At 62.4% G+C, this 23,593-nt stretch carries 24 protein-coding genes; 8 read left to right on the forward strand and 16 right to left on the reverse strand.

Annotated features, from left to right (window positions below):
• Positions 1-10 precede the first annotated feature (10 nt).
• The 5 genes from atuD (at position 11) to NTD80_RS29745 (ending at position 5,019) form a co-directional block, all read left to right on the forward strand.
• Positions 11-1,168 (forward strand): citronellyl-CoA dehydrogenase, encoded by a 1,158-nt coding sequence (gene atuD, locus NTD80_RS29725; protein WP_262135802.1) that lies wholly within the window; start codon positions 11-13, stop codon positions 1,166-1,168.
• Positions 1,165-1,926: an enoyl-CoA hydratase/isomerase family protein gene (locus tag NTD80_RS29730; protein ID WP_262135803.1), complete on the forward strand. Its 762-nt coding sequence runs from the start codon at positions 1,165-1,167 to the stop codon at positions 1,924-1,926. Before atuD ends, NTD80_RS29730 begins: the two co-directional genes overlap by 4 nt.
• 116 nt (positions 1,927-2,042) lie before the next feature.
• A complete protein-coding gene (locus tag NTD80_RS29735) occupies positions 2,043-3,965 on the forward strand; it encodes an acetyl/propionyl/methylcrotonyl-CoA carboxylase subunit alpha (protein ID WP_262135804.1) in 1,923 nt (640 codons plus the stop codon).
• Between the two features lie 74 nt (positions 3,966-4,039).
• Positions 4,040-4,582 (forward strand): exonuclease domain-containing protein, encoded by a 543-nt coding sequence (locus tag NTD80_RS29740; protein WP_065903525.1) that lies wholly within the window; start codon positions 4,040-4,042, stop codon positions 4,580-4,582.
• A gap of 152 nt (positions 4,583-4,734) precedes the next feature.
• Entirely contained in the window at positions 4,735-5,019 is a 285-nt protein-coding gene (locus tag NTD80_RS29745) for a pyrimidine/purine nucleoside phosphorylase (protein ID WP_058424671.1), read from the forward strand.
• Positions 5,020-5,084: 65 nt separating this feature from the next.
• Here NTD80_RS29745 and NTD80_RS29750 read toward each other — a convergent pair whose 3' ends face one another.
• Both NTD80_RS29750 and NTD80_RS29755 read right to left on the reverse strand, forming a co-directional pair.
• A complete protein-coding gene (locus NTD80_RS29750; RefSeq protein WP_262135805.1) occupies positions 5,085-5,891 on the reverse strand; it encodes an MOSC domain-containing protein in 807 nt (268 codons plus the stop codon).
• 39 nt (positions 5,892-5,930) lie between these two features.
• On the reverse strand, positions 5,931-6,866 hold the full coding sequence (locus NTD80_RS29755) for a chemotaxis protein CheV (RefSeq protein WP_262135806.1): 936 nt from the start codon (positions 6,864-6,866) through the stop codon (positions 5,931-5,933).
• A 551-nt stretch (positions 6,867-7,417) separates the two neighbouring features.
• Here NTD80_RS29755 and NTD80_RS29760 point away from each other — a divergent pair.
• The 3 genes from NTD80_RS29760 to NTD80_RS29770 all read left to right on the forward strand — a co-directional run bounded on the left by NTD80_RS29760 (position 7,418) and on the right by NTD80_RS29770 (position 9,754).
• Positions 7,418-7,867, forward strand: a complete 450-nt coding sequence (locus NTD80_RS29760) for a hypothetical protein (RefSeq protein ID WP_201145654.1) — start codon at positions 7,418-7,420, stop codon at positions 7,865-7,867.
• Positions 7,868-8,204: 337 nt separating this feature from the next.
• On the forward strand, positions 8,205-9,098 hold the full coding sequence (locus NTD80_RS29765) for a sensor histidine kinase (RefSeq protein ID WP_262135816.1): 894 nt from the start codon (positions 8,205-8,207) through the stop codon (positions 9,096-9,098).
• Entirely contained in the window at positions 9,095-9,754 is a 660-nt protein-coding gene (locus NTD80_RS29770; protein WP_106803042.1) for a response regulator transcription factor, read from the forward strand. Before NTD80_RS29765 ends, NTD80_RS29770 begins: the two co-directional genes overlap by 4 nt.
• Here the strand turns inward: NTD80_RS29770 and yegS are convergent.
• The 14 genes from yegS to flhF form a co-directional block, all read right to left on the reverse strand.
• Complete coding sequence (gene yegS / locus NTD80_RS29775; RefSeq protein ID WP_262135807.1) at positions 9,713-10,633, reverse strand: lipid kinase YegS; 921 nt, start codon at positions 10,631-10,633, stop codon at positions 9,713-9,715. The genes NTD80_RS29770 and yegS overlap by 42 nt on opposite strands.
• A gap of 902 nt (positions 10,634-11,535) precedes the next feature.
• Positions 11,536-11,928, reverse strand: a complete 393-nt coding sequence (locus tag NTD80_RS29780; protein WP_262135808.1) for a DUF2802 domain-containing protein — start codon at positions 11,926-11,928, stop codon at positions 11,536-11,538.
• Positions 11,929-12,411: a chemotaxis protein CheW gene (locus NTD80_RS29785; RefSeq protein ID WP_010564003.1), complete on the reverse strand. Its 483-nt coding sequence runs from the start codon at positions 12,409-12,411 to the stop codon at positions 11,929-11,931.
• An 80-nt stretch (positions 12,412-12,491) separates the two neighbouring features.
• Entirely contained in the window at positions 12,492-13,307 is an 816-nt protein-coding gene (locus NTD80_RS29790) for a CheW domain-containing protein (protein ID WP_106803040.1), read from the reverse strand.
• Positions 13,307-14,095 (reverse strand): ParA family protein, encoded by a 789-nt coding sequence (locus NTD80_RS29795; protein WP_014719332.1) that lies wholly within the window; start codon positions 14,093-14,095, stop codon positions 13,307-13,309. Before NTD80_RS29795 ends, NTD80_RS29790 begins: the two co-directional genes overlap by 1 nt.
• A 51-nt stretch (positions 14,096-14,146) precedes the next feature.
• Positions 14,147-15,034 (reverse strand): flagellar motor protein MotD, encoded by an 888-nt coding sequence (gene motD, locus NTD80_RS29800; protein ID WP_065909838.1) that lies wholly within the window; start codon positions 15,032-15,034, stop codon positions 14,147-14,149.
• Between the two features lie 63 nt (positions 15,035-15,097).
• Positions 15,098-15,838, reverse strand: coding sequence for a flagellar motor protein (locus NTD80_RS29805; RefSeq protein ID WP_010208778.1), 741 nt, complete (start codon positions 15,836-15,838; stop codon positions 15,098-15,100).
• Complete coding sequence (locus NTD80_RS29810) at positions 15,838-16,974, reverse strand: chemotaxis response regulator protein-glutamate methylesterase (RefSeq protein WP_262135810.1); 1,137 nt, start codon at positions 16,972-16,974, stop codon at positions 15,838-15,840. Before NTD80_RS29810 ends, NTD80_RS29805 begins: the two co-directional genes overlap by 1 nt.
• Positions 16,975-17,021: 47 nt before the next feature.
• The gene (locus NTD80_RS29815; RefSeq protein ID WP_262135811.1) at positions 17,022-19,226 is read right to left on the reverse strand and encodes a chemotaxis protein CheA; all 2,205 of its coding nucleotides are present in this window, start codon (positions 19,224-19,226) and stop codon (positions 17,022-17,024) included.
• An 11-nt stretch (positions 19,227-19,237) separates the two neighbouring features.
• Positions 19,238-20,026: a protein phosphatase CheZ gene (locus tag NTD80_RS29820; RefSeq protein WP_065909831.1), complete on the reverse strand. Its 789-nt coding sequence runs from the start codon at positions 20,024-20,026 to the stop codon at positions 19,238-19,240.
• 18 nt (positions 20,027-20,044) lie between these two features.
• A complete protein-coding gene (locus NTD80_RS29825; RefSeq protein WP_015885173.1) occupies positions 20,045-20,419 on the reverse strand; it encodes a chemotaxis response regulator CheY in 375 nt (124 codons plus the stop codon).
• Positions 20,420-20,589: 170 nt separating this feature from the next.
• Positions 20,590-21,330 carry an RNA polymerase sigma factor FliA gene (gene fliA, locus NTD80_RS29830; protein WP_065909829.1) on the reverse strand — a complete coding sequence of 247 codons (741 nt, stop codon included), beginning with the start codon at positions 21,328-21,330 and terminating at the stop codon, positions 20,590-20,592.
• Positions 21,327-22,160 (reverse strand): flagellar synthesis regulator FleN, encoded by an 834-nt coding sequence (gene fleN, locus NTD80_RS29835; protein ID WP_003192912.1) that lies wholly within the window; start codon positions 22,158-22,160, stop codon positions 21,327-21,329. Before fleN ends, fliA begins: the two co-directional genes overlap by 4 nt.
• A 106-nt stretch (positions 22,161-22,266) precedes the next feature.
• A complete protein-coding gene (flhF, locus tag NTD80_RS29840; RefSeq protein ID WP_065909827.1) occupies positions 22,267-23,583 on the reverse strand; it encodes a flagellar biosynthesis protein FlhF in 1,317 nt (438 codons plus the stop codon).
• Between the last annotated feature and the right edge of the window lie 10 nt (positions 23,584-23,593).

A 23,593-nucleotide genomic window follows, 5' to 3' on the forward strand; every position in this document is an offset into this window, starting at 1 on the left:
AACAACAACAATGATCTTCACCCAGGAACACCAGGCACTGCGCCGCACCGTCCGCGCCTTCGTCGACCGCGAGATCAACCCCCATGTGGATGAATGGGAAAAAGCCGGGCGCTTCCCCATCCACGAGATCTTTCGCAAGGCCGGCGACCTCGGCCTGCTGGGCATCTCCAAGCCGGAACAGTTCGGCGGCATGGGCCTGGACTACAGCTATTCGATCGTCGCCGCCGAAGAGTTCGGCACCATCCGCTGCGGTGGCATCCCCATGTCCATCGGCGTGCAGACCGACATGTGCACCCCTGCCCTCGCCCGCTTCGGTTCCGATGAATTGCGCGATGAATTCCTGCGCCCGGCCATCAGCGGCGAACAGGTGGGCTGTATCGGCGTGTCGGAAACCGGCGCCGGTTCCGACGTGGCCGGGCTGAAAACCCACGCGCGCAAGGACGGCGACGACTATGTGATCAACGGCAGCAAAATGTGGATCACCAACTCGCCCAGCGCCGATTTTATCTGCCTGCTGGCCAACACTTCCGATGACAAGCCGCACATCAACAAGTCGCTGATCATGGTGCCGATGAACACCCCGGGGATCAGCGTCAGCCCGTCCCTGGAAAAGCTCGGCATGCACAGTTCGGAAACGGCCCAGGTGTTTTTCGATGACGTGCGCGTGCCACAGCGCAACCGCATCGGCCACGAAGGCGCAGGCTTCATGATGCAGATGCTGCAGTTCCAGGAAGAACGGCTGTTCGGCGCGGCCAATATGATCAAGGGCCTGGAGTACTGCATCGACAGCACCATCGCCTATTGCCAGGAGCGTCAGACCTTCGGCAAGGCGCTGATCGACAACCAGGTCATCCACTTTCGCCTGGCCGAACTGGCCACCGAAATCGAATGCCTGCGCGCACTGGTCTACCAGGCCACCGAGCAATACATCAAAGGCCAGGACGTGACGCGCCTGGCTTCCATGGCCAAGCTCAAGGCCGGGCGCCTGGGCCGTGAAGTCAGCGACAGTTGCCTGCAATACTGGGGCGGCATGGGCTTCATGTGGGACAACCCGGTGGCGCGGGCTTATCGCGATGTGCGCCTGGTCTCGATTGGCGGCGGCGCCGACGAAATCATGCTGGGCATCATCTGCAAACTGATGGGCACCTTGCCGGGGAAAAAAGCATGAACACGCTCTTGCTGGAGCCGCATAACGGCGTGCTGCACATCACCCTCAATCGCCCTGAAAACCGTAATGCGATGAGCCTGGAAATGGTCAATGAACTGCGCGCGGTGCTGGCGCAACTCGACGGCCAGGTGCGCGCCTTGGTGATCAGCGGCGCCGGCGGGCATTTCTGCGCCGGGGCCGATGTGAAGGACCTGGTCACGGCGGGCAATCAACTCCAGGCGCTGAACCGGGCGTTTGGCACCCTGTTGCAAGAAGTCGAGGCGGTTCCCCAAGTCGTGATCGTGGTGCTGCAAGGCGCGGTGCTGGGCGGCGGCTTTGGCCTGGCGTGCGTGAGTGATATCGCGATTGCCGATCACCAGGCGCAGTTCGGTTTGCCGGAGACCAGCCTGGGCTTGCTGCCGGCGCAGATTGCGCCGTTCGTGGTCAAGCGTATCGGCTTGACCCAGGCCCGCCGACTGGCACTCACGGCAGCGCGCTTTGACGGCCTTGAAGCCGAGCGGCTGGGCGTCGTGCACTTCACCGAGCGCGACCCGCAGGCATTGGCGGAGCGCCTGGACGAGGTGCTGGGGCAGGTACTGCGCTGCGCGCCGGAAGCGAATGGACGGACCAAATCCCTGTTGCTGGCGAGTGTGGATGAGCCGCTTGAAGCGGTGCTGGATCGCGGCGCGCAGTGGTTTGCCGAGGCGGTGAGGAGTGAAGAAGGGATTGAGGGGACGCAGGCGTTTGTGCAGAAACGCAAACCGCGCTGGTGCAAATGACGTCTTCGCAGGCAAGCCAGCGCCCACAGGGAAATGCATTCCAATGGTGAGAGCGGCGGTGCGACCTGCCCGCAATGAGGCCCGAACCATCACCCCATCAGTCAAGGGATAAGCCCATGCCCGACTTCACCAAGATCCTGATCGCCAACCGCGGCGAAATCGCCTGCCGCATCCAGCGCACCGCCCAGGCCCTGGGCTACCGCACGGTTGCGGTCTACAGCGACGCCGACGCGCAGGCGCTGCATGTGCAGATGGCCGACGAGGCGGTGAATATCGGGCCTGCGCCGGTGCAGCAGTCCTACCTGAATATCCCGGCAATTATCGCGGCGGCCAGGCTCACCGGCGCCGATGCGGTGCACCCCGGCTACGGCTTTCTGTCGGAAAACCCCGCGTTCGCCCGCGCCTGCCAACACGCCGGCCTGACGTTCATCGGCCCCAGCGCCGAGGCCATCGAGCTGATGGGCAGCAAGCGCCTATCCAAACTCGCCATGCTCGAGGCCGGGGTGCCGTGTATCGCTGGCTACCAGGGCGCGGCCCAGGACGACAGCACACTTCAGCGAGAAGCCGAGCGCATCGGCTATCCCTTGATGATCAAGGCCAGCGCCGGCGGCGGCGGTCGAGGCATGCGCCTGGTGCATCAGTCCGAGGCGCTGTTGGATAACCTGCACACCGCCCGCTCGGAGGCGAAAAACGCCTTCGGCAGTGACGAACTGATCCTCGAACAGGCGTTGATCGAGCCGCGCCACGTTGAAATCCAGGTATTTGGCGACAGCCACGGCCACCTCATTTACTTGGGTGAGCGTGACTGCTCGATCCAGCGGCGCCATCAGAAAATCATCGAAGAAGCACCCTGCCCGGTGATGACGCCGGCGCTGCGCCAGGCAATGGGCGAAGCTGCACTCAGGGCGGGACGCGCGGTGAATTATGTCGGCGCCGGCACCGTCGAGTTCCTGCTCGATCGCAACGGCCAGTTCTACTTTCTGGAAATGAACACCCGCCTGCAGGTGGAGCATCCGGTCACCGAATTGATCACCGGCCTCGACCTGGTGGACTGGCAACTGCAGATCGCCGCCGGCCACCCCCTGCCGCTGGACCAGGCAGGCGTGACCCTCAGCGGCCACGCCATGGAGGTGCGCCTGTACGCCGAAGACCCGGCGCAGGGCTTTCTGCCGCAAACCGGCAAGGTCCTGCATTGGCAACCGGCGGCGGGCGTGCGGGTTGACCATGGCGTGCTGGAGGGCCAACGCATCAGCCCGTTCTACGACCCGATGCTGGGCAAAATCATCGCCCACGGCGCCACCCGCGAAGAGGCCCGGCGCAAGCTGCTACGCGCGGTGGAAGACACGGTGCTGCTGGGGGTGGCGAGCAATCAGCACCTGCTGGCCGACCTGCTCAAGCTCCCGGGTTTTGTCAGCGCTGACTTCAGTACCGGGTTTATTGCCGAACACTTCAGCGAGGTGCCAGCCCTGGCGGCGACCGAGGAACAACTCGCCGTGGCCGCCGCGCTGTTTTATCAGCACAGCGCCGGCCAGCATCGCCAGGGGTTGGCGGGCTGGCGCAACAACGCCACGCTGGCGTGGACCTACCGCCTGGCCGTCCACGACGAGGTCCGCGAAGTCGCGGTCAGCGTGCTGGAGAACGAGCGCCTGTACGCCAACGGCCTCGACATCCACCCCCTTGCCACCGACGGGCGCTGGGCCAGCCTGATCATCAATGGCATCCGCCGGCGTATCGCCTATCACCTTGATGGCGACCAACTGTGGCTGCCCGGCATCACCGTGACCAACCGCACCCAGCAGGTCGTCGAGCGCCAGGCGGACGCCGGCAGCGGCCGGGTCAAGGCCCCGATGGATGGTGCCATCGTCGATGTGCGGGTCAGCGCCGGCGACACCGTGAGCAAAGGCCAGCTGTTGCTGGTGCTGGAGGCGATGAAAATGGAGCATCCGCTGAAGGCCGACAGGGACGGCGTGGTCAAGGGCGTGCAGGTGACTGCCGGCGATCAGGTGCGCAATCGCCAGGTTTTGCTCGAGATCGATTAAGCGCTGGGCGGGAACTACAGGGCCGGGCTACGCTCTATCCCCATCAGTAAGGGATGAGTACGGGAAGCTGCACAATGCCTCATTGGCTGATTATTGACCTTGAAGCCACGACGGATGACGGCGGCTGGCCCGTGACGGAGATGGAAGTCATCGAGATCGGCGCGAGCCTGGTGAACCGCCAGGGCCGCGAGCTGGACCACTTCCAGCGCTTCGTACGGCCCCTGCGTCGGCCCTTGTTGACGCCCTTTTGTCGCAAGCTGACCCACATCACCCAGGCGAATATCGACAGCGCGTTGCCGATGATCGAGGTGTGGTCGCTGTTCGAGCGCTGGCTGGGCCAGCACCAGGCACGCCTGGAAGGCTGGGCCAGCTGGGGTGACTACGACCGTGTGCAACTGGAACTGGAATGGCAGCGCCATGAGCTGGCCAGCGCACTCGCCCACACGCCCCATGTAAACCTCAAGCAGCGCTTCGCCAAGGCCCGGCGCCTGGACAAGCCGCTGGGGCTCAACGCCGCCCTGCAATTGGCGGGAATGCAGTTCCATGGGCAGCAACATCGGGCACTGGAAGACGCGCGCAACACCGCCCGGCTGCTGCCGCTGATTTTGCCGGTCTAGGCAGCTCCCGAAGGCTTGGGCATACTGGCCAGCCTTTTTGCGTAATCTGCTCTTCCTGCAGGCGCCGGCTTGCCGCCGATGAGGCCCTCAAGCCTTGCATCGGGCGCCTGCAGGAAGCAGGAAGCCTTAACCCACTTTCCGAGGAATCGCCCATGTTTAAAGTCAACGAGTACTTCGACGGCACCGTCAAGTCGATCGCTTTCGGCACCGCTGAAGGGCCGGCGACCATCGGCGTCATGGCCCCGGGTGAATACGAATTCGGCACCGCCCAGCGTGAAATCATGCACGTGGTGTCCGGCGCCCTGACCGTCAAGCTGCCCGACGCCAGCGACTGGGAAACCTTCGCCGCCGGCAGCCAGTTCAACGTACCGGCCAACAGCAAGTTCCAGCTGAAGGTCGCCGTGGACACCGCTTACCTGTGCGAATACCGCGGCTAAGCCGTCGACCGGTCAAAAAAATGCCCGTCTCCTGCGAGACGGGCATTTTTTATGCGCGCGGCACCCTATTCAAGCAGCGTCACCGGCATGCCAACTTCAAGCCGGCCCACGCCGTCATTGACCAGGTTCTGGCCAAAAATCGCGCCGTTTTCGGTCTTGCGATATGCCTCGAGGGTCGCGAAAGGCTCGCGGTCGGCACTACGTTCGCCGGTGTGCGGGTCGATGGTGGTGAGGATGCAACGTGAGCACGGCTTGACCGCGCGGAACTCTACATCGCCAATGCGCAGGCGCTTCCAGCCGTCTTCGGCAAACGCGTCGCTGCCTTCGATCACAAGGTTGGGGCGAAAGCGCAGCATCTCCATGGGCCGGCCGATGCGTTGCGAGAGGTCGTCCAGGGAGGCCTGGCCGATCAGCAGCAACGGGTAACCATCGGCGAACGCGACCTGGTCGTCATCGCGCCCGTAGCCCGCTTCGGTGGTACGCGCGCGTTCAAGGGGGATATGCACCAGCCTGGTCGGCTTGCCGATAAAGTCACTGACCCACGCCGCCGCTTCGTCGCCTGCGTCCGGCACGCGCAGGGTGTCGCGCCAGATGGTCACACCGCGCAACGCGGCGTCGCCGGCCGGCAACGCCACGTCCAGCGGCGCATACCCGGGCGAACTCAAGCTCAGGCCACCGCTGCTGCTCCACAGCGCCGACAACTGGCTCATCTTCGCCACGGCCCGTTGCGTGAGGAAACGCCCACTGGCCTCGTCCACCAGCATCCAGCGTCGATCCCCGTCCAGCCCCAGCTTATCCAGGCCGATGTGTTGCAGGCTCTCGGCCTTGCCGGACTTCAAGGGGTAACGGTACAACGCGCTGAGACGAAGCATGGGCCTGCATTCCTGAGGGGCAAAGCCGTCACCCTAAGGTCAAGCCGGTACTTCGTCCAGCATCAGACGCTGACGCACCACATCGACGAGTTTGTCGGGCTGGAATTTGGACAGGAAGTTGTCGCAACCGACCTTCTTCACCATCGAATCGTTGAAGCTGCCCGACAGCGACGTGTGCAACACCACATACAGCCCACGCAGGCGCGGGTCGTTGCGGATCTCGGTGGTGAGGCGGTAACCGTCCATCTCGGGCATTTCGGCGTCGGTGAAGATCATCAGCAGTTTGTCGGTCATCACCTGGCCGCCGTCGGCCCAGGCCTTGAGCATGTTCAGCGCCTTGAGGCCGTCACTGGCGATGTGCATCTTCACACCCAACTGGCCGAGGGTGTCGCGCAGTTGCGACAAGGCCACATTGGAGTCGTCGACCAGCAGCACTTCGCGGCCACGCGCACGTTCCAGTACCGGGTCGTCGAGTTTTTCGCGGGAGACCTTGGCGTTGTATGGCACGATTTCGGCGAGGACTTTTTCCACGTCGATGATCTCCACCAACTGGTCATCGACCTTGCTGATGGCGGTGAGGTAGTGCTGGCGCCCGGCGCTGGTCGGCGGCGGCAGGATAGCCTCCCAGTTCATGTTGACGATGCGGTCCACACCGCCCACCAGGAACGCCTGCACCGAGCGGTTGTACTCGGTGACGATAATCGTGCTGTTCGGCCCAGGCACCAAGGGGCGCATGCCAATCGCCTGGGACAGGTCGATCACGGGCAGCGTCTGGCCACGCAGGTTGACCACGCCGCACACGAACGGGTGGCGCTGGGGCATCAAGGTCAACTTGGGCAGTTGCAGGACTTCCTGGACCTTGAACACGTTGATCGCGAACAGCTGGCGCCCGGCCAGGCGAAACATGAGGATTTCCAGGCGATTCTCACCCACCAGTTGCGTGCGTTGGTCTACCGTGTCGAGAATGCCGGCCATTAAAAGCTCCTGGTGTGCGCTGAAAGTGTGGCGCGAGGGTGAGTGCATTGCATGGAGAGGTTATCGGCGGCGAGCGCCAGACCTTGACCCTGGTAAAATGCCATGTAAATTCATTGATGTCACACTGACATCATGGTTTACTGCGAACGCCGCTCCAGAGGCGGTGCAGCGACGTTGCGCGACATTCAAATCGACGCAAGGTTCCGCTATCTAAGGGATTCCCTTAGACACAATCGGGCCCAACCTGATATTCGCAATATCTAATAGCCATTAATGTGACGCCATTCTCAATGCATGAATGGAGTCAGGCTTTTGTTTGCCATCCCAAGCCCTCGGCCCACGGGCCTTCCAGACCTCCACGCGAGGGTAACTGAAGGTGTGCAACGGACCCCGCTCATGAGGGCCACGCACCGCCGTCGCCATCATTCAAATAAGCGTCCTACTGAAATCTCAGAAGCGACCTACAGATTTCAGTCATATTTCAGCGCTAGTTTTAAGCCATTCACCCGGTGCGACATCTCATCACCCGACCTTAAGTTGTGGAGACTTGCATGATGAACGACGGTAACGAGTGGCAACTTGCACTTCCCGAGTTTCTGCATGAAGCCGAGAAGCTACTGGCCAAGTCCGAAGAGTGCCTCAGTCATCTGCATATGATCCGCAATGACAGCGACGCGATCGACTGCATGAAAATCAGCCTGATCAAGCTCGCCGAAAAGGCCGACGCCCTGGCGCTGCAGGCCATCAGCGAGTTCTCGCGGCACATCCAGTACCTGATCGCGAATGCCGAAAACCCTCTGCACCTGCATGACCAGGCCCTGGATGCGCTGCATGATTGCCTGACGTTACTGGCCTGGCAGCTGGAACTCATCGACGCCAAGACCGGCCAACTGACCCTGGATGAAACCGAGCAAACGACCTTGATTGCCACGGTCATCCTGCAGATCCCACAAAAAGACTTCAGCAGCAAACCGCAACAACGAATGCATCACACGTCCTGAACCAATGACAGGTCGTATTCGCACCCTGAGTTATCTAAAAACGACCGGAATAAATATCAAATAGCCACTAACGGACATATCGATACAAACCAACTTCGATAATACAACTTCCCACTGTTCCAAACTCTGTGGTTACCGCCCGGGTATTTGCCTGGATATAGGCACGGCAAAAGCAAAGTGCCAGGCGACCAACGGTTACAGGGGTGATACTATGCCCCGCTCGAAGTAACTCAACTTCATCATGTATAAAAACGATTCGGCCACGCATTCCACACAAAGCCCTGTCAGCCGCCGTGACCGGTCTTCCCGCAGCGAACCCTCATTGGCTCCATCCGCTATGTACGCCAACTTCAAGTCACTCCTCGCCAGGTCCGTGTCCCGCAGCCATGCTCGACGCCTGGTCCTCGCCTTGTGCCTTGGCTCGCTGCTGCTCAGTCTGTGGACCTACGCCCGCGCCGAGCCGATGCCGCTGGTGGTGGTGCTGTTGAACCTGGCGATCGTAGTGGTGGTTGGCCTGCAGCAGTGGCGCTCACGCAAGTCCATCAAGTTCCAGCCCCAGGAACTTGCCGACCGCCTGCTGCAGGTGCAGGAAAACGAGCGCCACCGCCTCAGCCGCGAACTGCATGACGATATCGGCCAGCTACTGACCGCCGCCAAGCTGCAAAGCGAGTGGCTCAAACGCCGCCTGCCGGAAGACCTGCAGAGCCAATGCACGGTGCTGTGCAACACCCTCAACGAAACCCTGGCCAAGGTGCGTGACGTCTCCGCCATCCTCAACCCGCGCCAGCTGGCCAGCCTGGGCCTGGAAGCGAGCCTGCGCGCGCACCTGCTCAAGACCCTGGAAAACACCCCGATTCACTGGAGCCTGGAATGCCAGCAACGGCTGACCGGCATCCCGGAAGAAATGGCCGTGGCGGCCTTTCGCATTACCCAGGAAGCGGTGACCAACATGCTACGCCACGCCCAGGCGCGCAATTTGCTGGTACGCCTGCAACGCCTGCCCGAAGGCCTGTCGCTGTTTATCAGCGATGACGGCCTGGGCTTTTCGCCTGCCATCAACCCCGGCCTGGAAGGTCAACGGGGCATGGCCGGCATGTCGGAGCGGATTGATCAGCTGGGGGGCACCTTGTCCGTCAGCAGCCAGCCAGGCAAAGGGACACGGATCGACGCGCTCTTCCCCTGGGCGCCCCGCGCCCTCGAACGGGCCAGTTCCCCTAAGGTTCTCGAGTGACCTGCAAATTACTCCTGGTGGATGACCATGCACTGATCCGGGCCGGCGTACGCGCGCTGGTCCAGGACATACCCGGCTATACGGTGATCGGCGAAGCCAGCGATGGCGCACAACTGCTGGAGCAGTTCAGCGCGCTGTTGCCGGATATCGTGCTGCTGGACCTGTCGATGAAGCACACCGGCGGCCTGGATGCCTTGCAGCAACTCAAGCGCGGCTACCCCAAGAGCAAAGTGCTGATCCTGTCGATGCACACCGACCCGGAACTGATCATGTGCGCGCTGGAGTCCGGCGCCCATGGCTACCTGCTCAAGGACACCACCGCCAACGAGCTGGAACACGCGCTGCTGGCCTTGCGCAACAACGAGCGCTACCTGAGCCCGGCGATCGCCCACACCGTGATCAACCAGGCGCTGGTGCGCGGCCAGGGCGCCACCACGCCCGCCGGCCACAGCCATAACCTCACTGCCCGGCAGTTGGAGATCCTGCGCTTGATCGTGCGCGGCAAGTCCACCCGCGAAATCGCCCACGGCCTGGGCCTGAGCATCAAGACCGTGGAAGCGCACCGTTCGCAAATCATGAAGCGCCTGCAGATTTTCGACGTGGCGGGCCTGGTGTTATTCGCGGTGCGCGAGCAGATCATCAGCCTGGACGACTAACGGCGAATTCACCGGCAGGTGCACGCGCAAGGCCTTGGGCACGGCCTCGAAGTGCAAGTCGTCGCCTTCCAGCGGCTCGCCGTCGAGGTTGATGTACAGGCCCTGTGCAACCTTGATATTGACCCACGGCAGGCGCGCGCGGACGAACATGGTGTCCAGGCCCCAGCCGTTGGTCATCAGCTCGCGCAGGGTGCCGACCACCTCCTGGGGCGCCGGCAGGATGCTGACGTCCAGCAAGCCATCATCGGCCAATGCCTCCGGGCATAGCACATGCCCTCCCCCGGCCTGGCGCCCGTTGCCGATCCCGAGCGCGAGCAGTTCGCCTTTCCAGTGAAAATCCGGGCCTTCCAGCTCGCCATAGGCGGCCTTCAACTCGCTGAAACGGGTCAAGCCGGTGAACAGGTAGGCGGCACCGCCGAGCACTTTCTTCAGGTCCTCGGAGGTATTGGCGGTGACCTGGCTGCCGAAGCCGCCGGTGGCCATATTGAGGAAGATTTGCCCGCCGACCCGGCCGAGGTCGATCGCCTTGGGCGGCACGTCCAGCAATGCCAGGGCCTGGGCCGGTTCCAGCGGGACCCCGGCGGCGCGGGCGAAGTCGTTGGCGGTGCCCAGGGGCATCAGTACCAGGCTGGCATCGGTGTTGGCCTGGGCCATGGCTTCGGCGACATCGCGCAAGGTGCCGTCGCCGCCGCCGGCGATGATATGCGGGTAGCCGCCGTCCAGCGCTTCATTGACCAGGCGCTGGGCGTCGCCGCCTTCCCATGTGACCCGCACCGCCAGTTCCCAGCCCAGGTCGCGCCGGGCCTGCACGGCCGCGCGCACGTCCTCGTTGAGGGCTTGCTTGCCGTGGAGGATCAACAGTGCCTTGTGGGTGGACATGGGGGGGGTCTCCTGGGTTCTAAGGTGCTTGAAGGATGTTGACCTTGGGTGGGGAGGAAAAAGTCAGTGGGGGGTGGAAATAATTTGGGGGGGTTGGGGGGTTGGGGGGTTGGGGGGTTGGGGGGTTGGGGGGTTGGGGGGCATATCCGTTTTTGTGGTAATGGCGGCTTATGGTTCCGCTCTTACAGCGGGTCACTTTTGGAAAAGCCCCAAAAGTAACCAAAAGGGCTCTTGCCCCAACACTCGGCACCTCGCTCACGCTCGGTGTGCCCGTAATCCGACATTGATTTGGGGGGCCGCCGCCACGCGCCATCCATGGCGCGGGGCGGCTAAACCGGCATCCCTGCCGGTTTACCCCCCCAAATCAATATCGAATTCCGGCCAGCGTGTTTGATGGGGCGCCTCAGATCAAGATCAAAAGCAAAAGCAAAAGCACGGCGGCCTTAAAGCCGACCGGATTCTTATCTCGAGCTCGGTCAACCTGTGGGAGCTGGCTTGCCTGCGATGGTCGTTAACGATGATGTGGGGTACCAGAATAAACGCGGCGTCATCACGTTTTTTCGCCGGCAAGCCGAGTCCAACGGAGATCAAAAAGCGTACCTACGATGCGAAGCGAGTCGCTTTTGATCTTGATCTAGGCGCCCCATTAAACACGCTGGCCGAATGCAGGCTTGAATCCGTGGGTAACCCGGCAGGACGCCGGGTTAGCCGCACTGGGCCAGGGATGGCCCATTGCGGCGGCCCACGGATTCAAGCCGGAGTGAGGGCACACCGAGCCTAGGCGAGGTGCCGAGTGTTGGGGCAAGAGCGTTTTGGTTACTTTTGCGCTGTTCAAAAGTGACCCGCCGTAAGGGCGGAACCAATGTCAGCCACGACCCCAAATCCGGATACCCCCCAAGAGGTCAGCCCTTGTGCAACTTACTCATCAACTGCGCCTCAGCCTGGGTCAACCCACACGACTGCGTCAACTCATCCACCGTAGCCCCCATCCCCACCAGCTTGGCAGCCTGGGCAAACGACAGGCTCGAAGGATCACGCTGCTCCAGCTGCGCAAGCTTGTCCGGCAACGGCCCGAGGATCGCGCGCAGTTCATGCACCTCGTCCCCCACCTTCACTGCACTCTGCTGGAAATGGTCGACACGCTTGACCAGCTCCAGGATGCGCCGGTCACGCACGGCATCCCGCTCGGCCTGCTGCACCACCGACTCACGCTGCTGGCGCACATAGCGCAGCAGGAATGCCAAGGTCCCGGCCCAAAACAGGGCCAGGATGATCACTGCGGCCTCAAGGAACAATCAGATGCTCTCCAGTTCCGACCATTCTTCTTCGCTCATCATCTTGTCCAGCTCAACCAGAATCAGCAGCTCGCCGTTCTTGTTGCACACGCCCTGGATGAACTTGGCGGATTCTTCATTACCCACGTTCGGTGCGGTTTCCACTTCCGATTGGCGCAGATAAACCACTTCGGCCACGCTGTCGACCATGATCCCGACCACTTGCTTGTCGGCTTCGATGATGACGATACGGGTGTTGTCGTTGACTTCGGTCGGCACCAGGCCGAAACGCTGGCGGGTGTCGATCACCGTCACCACGTTGCCGCGCAGGTTGATGATACCCAGCACGTAGCTTGGCGCACCCGGGACCGGCGCGATCTCGGTGTAGCGCAGCACTTCCTGCACGCGCATCACGTTAATGCCATAGGACTCGTTGTCCAGTTTGAAGGTAACCCATTGCAGGATCGGATCATCCAAACCTTGTGCGGACGCTGACTTATTCATACCCCTGACCCCTTCAAATGCCGCTTCACACGGCGTGTGTGCTTCGCTGACCGCGCAACCGCGCGGCCCTTATTGTTCAATCAACTGCGTTTATTCACCGGCAGCGTCTTGACCGCGCCGCTGGCGATCAACTCGGCCAGCTCGGCGACGTCGAGCAACGCGCACATGTGTTCGATCACGGTGCCCGCCAGCCAAGGCCGTTGGCCCCGGTGGCTGCGCCATTTGATTTCATTCGGGTCCAGGCGCAACGAGCGGCTGACCTGATGCACCGCCAGCCCCCACTCGTAGCCCTGCACCGAGATCACGTATTGCAGGCCCTGGCGAAAATCATCGCGGTAGCGGTCGGGCATCACCCAGCGCGCGGTGTCCAGCACCTTGAGGTTGCCGGCCTGGCTGGGCAGGATGCCGAGGAACCACTCCGGTTGCCCGAACAGCGGCGTCAGTTCCTGGCCTTCCAGGGAATAGATCGAGCCCAGGCACACCAGCGGCACCGCCAGGGTCAATCCGGCGACGTCGAACAACAGGCATTCGAACGGCTCGGCGGCCCAGGCCGGGCGATCATCGCCGGCCACCGGCGGTGGCGTGATGCTGGGCGGCAGGTGCACTTCCACCACCGGCTCGACCACGACAGGGGCAACGACCACTGGCTCGACCACCACAGGCACGACAACTGCCGGGGCGATTGGCACCACCACCGGCGCGGTCACGACCTGCGCATCGCGGGCCTGTTCTTCCAGCACCGCCAACTGGAATTCATCCAGGGTGCTTTCCGGCGCCAGGGCCGGTTCCAATACCAGTATCGGCTGCTCTTCCTCGGTCGCATCCTGCAGCAGGGCATCCAGGTAGGATTCCAGTGCCAGTTGCGGCCGGGTCTTGAGTTCGATGGGACGGTTCATCACGCCACCTGCGCGACAAGCTGCTGGGACAGCAGGTGCTTGAGCAACGCGCGGTAAGCCAGCACGCCACGGCTTTTACCGTCGAACTGCGACGGGGTCAGGCCGGCGCGGCTGGCGTCACGCAGGCGCGTGTCCACCGGGATGTAGCCATTCCAGATGGTGTCCGGGTAGGCATCGCGCAGCACGCGCAAGGTGCCCAGCGACGCCTGGGTGCGACGGTCGAACAGGGTAGGCACGATGCTGAACGGCAGCGCCTGCTTGCGCGAGCGGTTGATCATCGCCAGGGTACTGACCATACGTTCCAGGCCTTTGACCGCGAGGTGCTCGGTCTGCACCGGGATCACCAGTTGCTGGCTGGCCGCCAAGGCGTTGACCATCAGCACGCCGAGTAAAGGCGGGCTGTCGATGATCGCGTAGTCGAAGTCCTGCCACAGTTGCGCCAGGGTCTTGGCGATCACCAGGCCCAGGCCGCTCTGCCCCGGCGACTGGCGCTCGAGGGTGGCCAGCGCGGTGCTCGACGGCAACAGGGAAATACTCTCGTTGCTGGTGGGCAGCAGCAGTTGCCCGGGCAGGTCGGCCGGCACGCTGCCCTTGTGCAGGAACAGGTCGTAGCAGCTGTGCTCCAGCGCATCCGGGTCGTAGCCGAAATAACTGGTCATGGAGCCATGCGGGTCCAGGTCCACTACGACCACACGCTTGCCCGCCTCGGCCAGCAAACCGGCTAAGGCGATGGAGGTGGTGGTCTTGCCGACTCCACCTTTTTGATTGGCAACTGCCCAGACTCTCATTCGGATGGTTCCTCCCGGCAGGCACAGGCGCGACCGAGACATTGCATAAGGTTATTGAGCCGGCGACGGAGAATTGACGGCACTCTGACGCACCGGCGGCTTTGCAGGGGCCGGTGCAGTTTGTGTGCCAGCCCGCTTCAAGGCCGCGTCCGGTGTTGCATTGGCAGTGCCGGTACCGGTCAGGCTGCGGCGCACATCCAGGTTGCGCGAGACCACCAGTACCACCCGGCGGTTGCGCGCGCGGCCTTCCACCGTGGCGTTGTTGGCCACCGGCTGGAACTCGCCATAGCCCACCGAGGCCAGGCGCCCGGGGTTTACGCCCTGCATCGCGAGCATGCGCACGATGCTCGCGGCCCGCGCCGACGACAGCTCCCAGTTGGTCGGGTACTGCGCGGTGCTGATCGGGAAATTGTCGGTAAAGCCTTCCACATGGATCGGGTTTTCGAACGGCCTGAGGATCGCCGCCACCTTGTCGATGATGGTGAACGCCTGGTCGCTGGGCATTGCATCGGCGCTGGCGAACAGCAGGCTGGAGTTGAGTTCGATCTCCACCCACAACTCATTGCCGCGCACGGTCATCTGATTGGAACTGATCAGGTCGCCGAACGCGGCGCTGATGTCGTCGGCAATGCTTTTCAGCGGGTCACTGGTGCCACCCACGCCGGCGGCGGTTTCATCGCTGTCATTGACCAGCGGCTTGGCCGGGGTCACGGTCTTGGGCCGTTCCTCGCCAATGGGGATCGGCTTGAGGGCGCGGTCGGCGTCGTTGAATACCCCGATCAGCGCCTGGGAAATGACTTTGTACTTGCCTTCGTTGATCGACGAGATGGAGTACATCACCACGAAAAACGCGAACAGCAAGGTGATGAAGTCCGCGTAGGACACCAGCCAGCGTTCGTGGTTGACGTGCTCTTCAGGCTCGCGACGGCGACGGCTCACAGGCTGACACCTCTCTTTACGTAAATCATGTGACCGCTCGCCACAAGTCGATAGCCATGTTCATCAATCCATGAAGCCCTGGAGCTTCAATTCGATCGACCGCGGGTTCTCACCCTCGGCAATCGACAGGATGCCTTCGAGCAACATCTCGCGGTAACGCGACTGGCGCATGGCGATGGACTTGAGCTTGCTGGCCACCGGCAGCAGCACCAGGTTGGCACTCGCGACACCGTAGATGGTGGCCACGAACGCCACGGCAATGCCGCTGCCCAGTTGCGACGGGTCGGCCAGGTTGCCCATCACGTGGATCAGGCCCATCACCGCACCGATGATGCCGATGGTCGGCGCGTAGCCGCCCATGCTTTCAAAGACTTTGGCCGCGTTGATGTCGCGGCTTTCCTGGGTGTAGAAATCCACTTCCAGGATGCTGCGAATCGCTTCCGGCTCGGCGCCGTCCACCAGCAATTGCAGGCCTTTGCGCGCGTAGCTGTCGGGCTCGGCATCGGCCACGCCTTCCAGGCCGAGCAGGCCTTCCTTGCGGGCGGTGAGGCTCCAGTTGACCACGCGGTCGATGCCGCCGGGCAGGTCCACGCGTGGCGGGAAAATAATCCACACCAGGATCTGCATGGCGCGCTTGAACGAACTCAAGGGCGACTGCAACAGGGCCGCGCCGACCGTGCCGCCGATCACGATCAAGGCCGCCGGGCCGTTGGCCAGGGCGCCGAGGTGGCCGCCTTCGAGGTAGTTGCCGCCGATGATCGCGACAAACGCCATGATGATGCCGATCAGGCTCAATACATCCATCAGAGGCAGGCCTCCACCAGATGCTTGCCGATCTCGTCCAGGCTGTAGACGGCGTCGGCCAGGTCAGCCTTGACGATCGCCATGGGCATGCCATAGATCACGCAGCTGGCTTCGTCCTGGGCCCAGATCGCGCTGCCGCCCTGCTTGAGCAGGCGTGCGCCTTCACGGCCATCGGCGCCCATGCCGGTGAGCACCACCGCCAGAACTTTGTCGCCGTAGGACTTGGCCGCCGAACCGAAGGTGATGTCCACGCACGGCTTGTAGTTGAGGCGCTCGTCGCCCGGCAGGATTTTGATCGCACCACGCCCGTCGACCATCATCTGCTTGCCACCCGGCGCCAGCAGCGCCAGGCCTGGACGCAGGATGTCGCCATCCTCGGCTTCCTTGACGCTGATGCGGCAGAGCTTGTCCAGGCGTTCGGCGAAGGCCTTGGTGAAGGCCGCCGGCATGTGCTGGATCAACACGATCGGCGCCGGGAAGTTGGCCGGCAATTGCGTCAACACGCGCTGCAAGGCCACCGGGCCGCCGGTGGAGGTACCGATGGCGACCAGCTTGTAGGCCTTGCGCTTGGGCGCGGGCGAATGGGCGCTGGGCGCCGGAGCGCGGGCCGGGGCCACGGCAGGCCGAGCCACCGGGGCGGGCGCAGGCGCAGGTCGACCAAACGCAGGGGCCGGGGCCGGCGCCGCAACCGGTGCAGGTGCAGGTGCAGGTGCAGGCGTGCTGAACAGGCTGCGACGGTTACTGCGGGAAATGCTGTGGACTTTCTCGCACAGCAGTTGCTTGACCTTCTCGGGGTTGCGCGAGATGTCTTCGAAATTCTTCGGCAGGAAGTCCACCGCACCGGCATCCAGCGCATCCAGGGTGACCCGGGCGCCTTCGTGGGTGAGCGAGGAGAACATCAACACCGGGGTCGGGCAGCGCTGCATGATGTGACGGACAGCCGTGATGCCATCCATCATCGGCATCTCGTAGTCCATGGTGATCACGTCGGGCTTCAACGCGATAGCCTGATCGATCGCCTCTTTGCCGTTGGTGGCCGTGCCGATCACTTGAATCGTTGGATCGGCGGAAAGAATTTCCGAGACGCGGCGGCGGAAGAAACCCGAATCGTCCACCACCAGGACCTTGACTACCATAAACACTCCGTTAGACGGGGCGGGCAAACCGCCCTGCCCCACCAGAATCAAATACGCCGAGCGGCGTAACGCTTGAGCATGCTCGGAACATCCAGAATCAGCGCGATCCGACCGTCACCGGTGATGGTCGCACCCGACATGCCCGGGGTTCCCTGCAGCATTTTGCCCAAAGGCTTGATGACCACTTCTTCCTGGCCCACCAGTTGATCGACCACGAAGCCGATACGCTGGGTGCCCACGGAGAGAATCACCACATGGCCTTCGCGCTGCTCTTCATGCTTGGCCGATGCCACCAGCCAGCGCTTGAGGTAGAACAGTGGCAACGCCTTGTCGCGCACGATCACCACTTCCTGGCCGTCCACCACGTTGGTGCGCGACAGGTCGAGGTGGAAAATTTCGTTGACGTTGACCAGCGGGAAGGCGAACGCCTGGTTGCCCAGCATCACCATCAGGGTCGGCATGATCGCCAGGGTCAACGGCACCTTGATGACGATCTTCGAACCCTGGCCCTTGGTCGAGTAGATGTTGATCGAGCCGTTGAGCTGGCTGATCTTGGTCTTCACCACGTCCATGCCGACGCCACGGCCGGACACGTCGGAAATCTCGGTCTTGGTCGAGAAGCCTGGGGCGAAGATCAGGTTGTAGCACTCGGTGTCGGTCAGGCGGTCGGCGGCGTCCTTATCCATCACGCCGCGCTTGACCGCGATATTGCGCAGGATGGTCGGGTCCATGCCCTTGCCGTCATCGGTGATCGACAGCAGGATGTGGTCACCCTCCTGCTCGGCCGCCAGAATCACTTTGCCGTTGCGCGACTTGCCCGAAGCTTCGCGCTCTTCCGGGGTTTCGACGCCGTGGTCGACGGCGTTGCGCACCAAGTGGACCAGCGGATCGGCCAGGGCCTCGACCAGGTTCTTGTCGAGGTCGGTCTCTTCGCCCACCAGTTCCAGGTTGATCTCTTTCTTGAGCTGGCGTGCCAGGTCGCGAACCAGACGCGGGAAGCGCCCGAAGACTTTCTTGATCGGCTGCATCCGCGTCTTCATCACGGCGGTCTGCAGGTCGGCGGTGACCACGTCGAGGTTCGACACGGCCTTTTGCATGGCTTCATCGCCACTGCTCAGGCCCAGGCGCACGAGGCGGTTACGCACCAGCACCAGTTCGCCGACCATGTTCATGATGTCGTCCAGGCGCGCGGTATCGACCCGCACGGTGGTTTCGGCTTCACTGGCCGGCTTCTCGGCCACGGCAGCGGCCGGCGCGCGAGCAGCAGCCGGGGCGGCGGCAGGTGCCGGGGCCGGTTTGGCAGCAGGTGCAGCGGCCTTGGCCGGCGCCGGTTTTGCCGCCACCGGGGTGGCGGTCGCGGCGGCAGCCGGAGCCACTTCGCTGAACTTGCCCTTGCCGTGCAATTCGTCGAGCAGGGATTCGAACTCGTGGTCGCTGATCAGACCGTCGCCCGCAGGTTCTGCCGCAGCGGCCGGCGCAGTGGCAGTCGCGGCGACTTCCGGCAAGGCGTCGGCCGCGAAGGTACCTTTGCCATGCAGTTGGTCGAGCAGTGCTTCGAATTCGTCATCGGTGATGTCGGTGCTGGTCGACGCGGCAGGCGCATCCGCAGCGGCGGCAGGGGCCACGGCGTCGGCCGCGAACTGGCCTTTGCCGTGCAGCTGGTCGAGCAGGGATTCAAATTCTGCGTCGGTAATGTCTTCGCTGGTCGGCGCTTGTGGCGCGGCTGCAGCAGGCGCTTCAGCCTCGGCTTTCACCGCATTGAGGGAGTTGAGCAACTGCTCGAACTCGCTGTCCGTCACATCCGCTTCAGGCTCTGCCACAGGCGCAGGCTCAGCTTGCGCCACGGGCGCTGCCGAGGTGTCTGCCGGTTCTGCCAGGCGCGCCAGGGCGGCGAGCAGTTCCGGGGTGGCCGCAGTGATCGGGGCACGTTCGCGGACTTCGCTGAACATGCCGTTGACCGCATCCAGTGCTTCGAGAATCACGTCCATCAATTCCGAGTCAACGTGACGCTCACCCTTGCGCAGGATGTCGAACACGTTCTCGGCGATGTGGCAGCACTCCACCAGCTCATGGAGCTGGAGGAAGCCGGCGCCCCCTTTTACAGTGTGAAAACCGCGAAAAATTGCATTGAGCAGGTTCGCATCATCCGGACGGCTTTCCAGCTCGACCAGTTGCTCGGACAGTTGCTCTAAAATTTCGCCGGCCTCTACAAGGAAATCCTGAAGGATTTCTTCATCGGCGCCGAAGCTCATGTGGGTGCTCCTTAGAAGCCTAAACTGGATAACAGGTCATCTACGTCATCCTGACCTGACACAACGTCTTCACGTTTATCGGCATGAATCTGCGGACCTTCACCCTTGGCGAGATGTTTTTGTGGATCTTTTTCCGAGAGGATCGCTTCACGGTCATGTTCGATGCCGGCAAAACGGTCTACCTGGCCGGCCATGAGCACCAGTTTGAGCAGGTTGCTTTCCACTTCGGTGACCAACTGGGTCACACGCTTGATCACCTGGCCGGTGAGGTCCTGGTAATCCTGGGCCAGCAGAATGTCATTGAGGTTGCTGGAAACCGTGCGGTTTTCCTGCTCGCTGCGTGACAAGAATCCGTCGACCCGACGCGCCAGTTCACGAAACTCCTCAGCCCCCACTTCGCGGCGCATGAAGCGGCCCCAATCGTGGCTCAGGGCCTGGGCTTCGGTGGCCATGCCATTGACCAGAGGCGTGGCGTTTTCCACCAGGTCCATGGTGCGGTTGGCCGCCGCTTCAGTCAGCCTGACCACATAGGACAGGCGTTCGGTCGCGTCGGTGATTTGCGAAATTTCTTCGGCCTGGGGCATGTGCGGGTCAATCTGGAAATTGACAATCGCACTGTGCAGCTCGCGTGTGAGCTTGCCCACTTCCTGATACAGGCCGCGGTCACGGGTCTGGTTGAGCTCATGGATTAACTGCACCGCGTCGCCGAACTGGCCTTTTTCAAGGCTGTCGACCAACTGGTGAGCATGCTTTTTCAGGGTCGACTCAAAGTCTCCCTGTGACGTTTCTTTATGCTCCATAGCTCCCCCGCGATGGCATTAGCCGTGGATGCGTTCGAAGATTTTTTCGATCTTCTCTTTCAAGGCCAATGCAGTGAATGGCTTGACCACGTAACCGTTGACCCCGGCTTGGGCGGCTTCGATGATCTGCTCACGCTTGGCTTCGGCGGTCACCATCAGCACGGGAAGGCTGCGCAGTTTTTCGTCGGCGCGCACATGGCGCAGCAAGTCGATACCGGTCATGCCCGGCATGTTCCAGTCCGTTACCAGAAAGTCGATGCTCCCGCTGTTGAGGATCGGAATCGCCGTAATGCCGTCATCCGCCTCGACCGTGTTAGTGAACCCAAGGTCACGCAACAGGTTTTTTATGATCCGCCGCATCGTTGAGAAGTCATCAACGATGAGGATTTTCATGTTCTTGTCCAATTCGACCTCCAAGCAGTCTTAAACGCGCCCAGCACCTGGACGCGCCATTTCAATCAACAGGCATTACACAAAAAGGACTGCCGGGGGCACCACGGGCCGATCCCGCGAGGGTCAATCACCCTCGCGGTGTGGTTTGCAGTGCTCCCCAACACTGCCTGTCAGCGCGCTCGCCACTCTCCCAAACGCCCCCGCAAGCGGGCTGCGCACTGGCTGTGCAACTGGCTGACCCGCGATTCGCTGACCCCCAGGACCTCACCGATTTCCTTGAGGTTCAGCTCTTCGTCGTAGTACAGCGCCAACACCAGTCGCTCACGCTCCGGCAAATTGGCAATCGCGTCCGCCAACGCACCCTGGAAGCGTTCATCCTCCAGGTCGCGCGACGGCTCCAGATGAGCACTCGCGCCGTCCTCGTGCAGCCCTTCGTGTTCGCCGTCCTGCAACAGGTCGTCGAAACTGAACAGGCGGCTGCCCAAGGTATCGTTCAAAATCCCGTAGTAATCGTCGAGACTCAATTGGAGTTCGGCCGCAACTTCGTGATCTTTAGCGTCGCGACCGGTTTTTGCTTCAATTGCGCGAATTGCGTCACTGACCATGCGCGTATTGCGATGCACCGAACGCGGCGCCCAGTCACCTTTACGCACTTCATCGAGCATCGCGCCACGGATGCGGATACCCGCATACGTCTCGAAACTCGCGCCCTTGCTCGCGTCGTATTTGGTCGACACTTCGAGCAGGCCGATCATGCCCGCCTGGATCAGGTCTTCGACCTGGACGCTGGCGGGCAGGCGTGCCAGCAAGTGATAAGCGATGCGCTTGACCAGCGGCGCATAGCGCTCAATCAATTCACCCTGGCTGTCACGTGCCGATTTCTTGTAAAGGTTGTAGCCGCTGGATGTCATAGCACCGGTCCTGCGCTCGTCTGATGCACCAATCGCTCGACGAAAAACTCCAGATGCCCCCGAGGGTTGGCAGGCAACGGCCAGGTATCGACCTTCTGGGCAATAGCCTTGAACGCCAAGGCGCATTTGGAACGAGGGAACGCTTCGTAGACTGCACGCTGCTTTTGCACAGCCTTGCGTACACACTCGTCGTAGGGAACTGCGCCGACGTATTGTAAGGCGACATCGAGGAAGCGATCCGTGACCTTGGTCAACTTGGCGAACAGATTGCGCCCTTCCTGTGGACTCTGGGCCATGTTCGCCAGCACGCGGAAGCGGTTCATGCCGTAGTCACGGTTAAGCAGTTTGATCAGGGCATAGGCGTCGGTGATCGAGGTGGGTTCATCGCAGACCACCAACAGGACTTCCTGCGCAGCGCGCACGAAGCTGACCACGGACTCGCCAATCCCGGCGGCGGTGTCGATCACCAGCACGTCGAGGTTGTCGCCGATATCGCTGAACGCCTGGATCAGGCCGGCATGCTGCGCCGGGCTCAGGTGCACCATGCTCTGGGTGCCGGAGGCGGCCGGCACGATGCGGATACCGCCAGGGCCCTGCAGCAGCACGTCGCGCAGCTCGCAGCGCCCTTCGATCACATCGGCAAGCGTGTGTTTGGGCGTCAGCCCCAGCAGAACGTCGACGTTCGCCAGCCCCAGGTCAGCATCCAGCAGCATGACGCGACGGCCAAGCTCTGCCAGGGCCAGGGACAAATTCACTGACACGTTAGTTTTCCCGACGCCACCTTTGCCGCCGGTCACCGCGATCACCTGTACGGGATGCATGCTGCCCATTTTATTTCTTTACCTTGTCTTGCTTAGACGCAGGCTACATGGCTTGGCCGCGTGAATCGCTTGCAGACCATCGATGTAGGTACATTTCACGGTGTTCATCCTGCCCTCAACCCACCCGCTTTGCCGGGCTGTGATAGAGGTCGGCGAACATATCGGCCATCGCTTCCTCGCTAGGCTCTTCTTGCATTTGCACGCTGACTGCACGGCTGACCAACTGATGACGGCGCGGCAGATGCAGATCATCCGGAATCCGCGGGCCGTCGGTCAGGTAGGCGACCGGCAACTCATGACTGATGGCCAGGCTCAACACCTCGCCCAGGCTCGCGGTTTCGTCGAGCTTGGTGAGGATGCAGCCGGCCAGGCCGCAGCGTTTGTAGCTATGGTACGCAGCGGTAAGAACCTGTTTCTGGCTGGTGGTTGCAAGCACCAGGTAATTTTTCGACTTGATGCCGCGCCCGGCCAGGCTTTCCAGCTGCATGCGCAACGCCGGGTCGCTGGCTTGCAGGCCGGCGGTGTCGATCAACACCACGCGCTTGCGCAGCAGCGGGTCGAGGGCGTTGGCCAGGGATTGGCCCGGGTCGACATGGGTCACCGACACATTGAGGATCCGGCCCAAGGTCTTGAGCTGTTCCTGGGCACCAATACGGTAGCTGTCCATGCTCACCAGCGCGATATTCTGCGCGCCGTACTTGAGCACGTAACGGGCGGCCAGCTTGGCCAGGGTGGTGGTCTTGCCCATGCCGGCAGGGCCGACCATGGCGATCACACCGCCCTCTTCCAGCGGCTCGATTTCCGGGGTGACGATCATCCGCGCCAAGTGGGCCAGCAACATGCGCCAGGCCTGGCGAGGTTCTTCGATTTCAGTGGTCAGGGCCAGCAGGTCGCGCGACAACGGGCCGGACAGGCCGATGCGTTGCAGGCGACGCCACAGGTTGGCCTGTTGCGGCTTGCTGCCTTGCAGCTGGTTCCAGGCGAGGGAGCCGAGTTGCACTTCCAGCAGCTCGCGCAGGCCATTGAGTTCAAAGCGCATCGAGTCGAACACGCGCTGGTCGACTGCGGCGGCCGGGGCCGGCGCTGCAGGACGCGGGGGTTCAACGAAGGTAGGCTCGACCAGCGGCTCGGCAGCGGTCAGCGGCAGGCCGGCGAACAACTGGCGGTTGGTAGTGGCGTCGCTGTCGCCACGCATGCTCAGTTCGGCCTGGGCCGAGACAATGCGCGAGGCCGTCTTGCGCAGCTCGTCTTCGAGTTCCATGTTCGGGACGCGCGGGGCCAGGGCCTGGGGAGTGTAATCCAGGGCAGCCGTCAGCTCGACACCGCCGGCAATACGACGGTTACCGATAATCGCGGCGTCGGCGCCCAGCTCATCACGAACCAGTTTCATGGCCTGACGCATATCGGCGGCGAAAAAACGCTTAACTTGCATAACCCACTAC

Origin of the sequence: Pseudomonas sp. 13B_2.1_Bac1, from assembly GCF_025466155.1 — a bacterium.
Classification (GTDB): domain Bacteria; phylum Pseudomonadota; class Gammaproteobacteria; order Pseudomonadales; family Pseudomonadaceae; genus Aquipseudomonas; species Aquipseudomonas aylmerensis.

Bases quoted from the DNA above. Each gene is read 5' to 3' on its own strand.
- NTD80_RS29750 (WP_262135805.1), bottom strand. From the start codon at position 5,891: ATGCTTCGTCTCAGCGCGTTGTACCGTTACCCCTTGAAGTCCGGCAAG.
- NTD80_RS29760 (WP_201145654.1), top strand. From the start codon at position 7,418: ATGATGAACGACGGTAACGAGTGGCAACTTGCACTTCCCGAGTTTCTG.
- NTD80_RS29785 (WP_010564003.1), bottom strand. From the start codon at position 12,411: ATGAATAAGTCAGCGTCCGCACAAGGTTTGGATGATCCGATCCTGCAA.
- NTD80_RS29765 (WP_262135816.1), top strand. From the start codon at position 8,205: ATGTACGCCAACTTCAAGTCACTCCTCGCCAGGTCCGTGTCCCGCAGC.
- flhF (WP_065909827.1), bottom strand. From the start codon at position 23,583: ATGCAAGTTAAGCGTTTTTTCGCCGCCGATATGCGTCAGGCCATGAAA.
- fliA (WP_065909829.1), bottom strand. From the start codon at position 21,330: ATGACATCCAGCGGCTACAACCTTTACAAGAAATCGGCACGTGACAGC.
- NTD80_RS29825 (WP_015885173.1), bottom strand. From the start codon at position 20,419: ATGAAAATCCTCATCGTTGATGACTTCTCAACGATGCGGCGGATCATA.
- fleN (WP_003192912.1), bottom strand. From the start codon at position 22,160: ATGGGCAGCATGCATCCCGTACAGGTGATCGCGGTGACCGGCGGCAAA.
- NTD80_RS29745 (WP_058424671.1), top strand. From the start codon at position 4,735: ATGTTTAAAGTCAACGAGTACTTCGACGGCACCGTCAAGTCGATCGCT.
- NTD80_RS29790 (WP_106803040.1), bottom strand. From the start codon at position 13,307: ATGAACCGTCCCATCGAACTCAAGACCCGGCCGCAACTGGCACTGGAA.
- yegS (WP_262135807.1), bottom strand. From the start codon at position 10,633: ATGTCCACCCACAAGGCACTGTTGATCCTCCACGGCAAGCAAGCCCTC.
- NTD80_RS29810 (WP_262135810.1), bottom strand. From the start codon at position 16,974: ATGGTAGTCAAGGTCCTGGTGGTGGACGATTCGGGTTTCTTCCGCCGC.
- NTD80_RS29740 (WP_065903525.1), top strand. From the start codon at position 4,040: ATGCCTCATTGGCTGATTATTGACCTTGAAGCCACGACGGATGACGGC.
- atuD (WP_262135802.1), top strand. From the start codon at position 11: ATGATCTTCACCCAGGAACACCAGGCACTGCGCCGCACCGTCCGCGCC.
- NTD80_RS29795 (WP_014719332.1), bottom strand. From the start codon at position 14,095: ATGAGAGTCTGGGCAGTTGCCAATCAAAAAGGTGGAGTCGGCAAGACC.
- NTD80_RS29815 (WP_262135811.1), bottom strand. From the start codon at position 19,226: ATGAGCTTCGGCGCCGATGAAGAAATCCTTCAGGATTTCCTTGTAGAG.
- NTD80_RS29805 (WP_010208778.1), bottom strand. From the start codon at position 15,838: ATGGATGTATTGAGCCTGATCGGCATCATCATGGCGTTTGTCGCGATC.
- NTD80_RS29735 (WP_262135804.1), top strand. From the start codon at position 2,043: ATGCCCGACTTCACCAAGATCCTGATCGCCAACCGCGGCGAAATCGCC.
- NTD80_RS29730 (WP_262135803.1), top strand. From the start codon at position 1,165: ATGAACACGCTCTTGCTGGAGCCGCATAACGGCGTGCTGCACATCACC.
- NTD80_RS29820 (WP_065909831.1), bottom strand. From the start codon at position 20,026: ATGGAGCATAAAGAAACGTCACAGGGAGACTTTGAGTCGACCCTGAAA.
- NTD80_RS29755 (WP_262135806.1), bottom strand. From the start codon at position 6,866: ATGGCCGGCATTCTCGACACGGTAGACCAACGCACGCAACTGGTGGGT.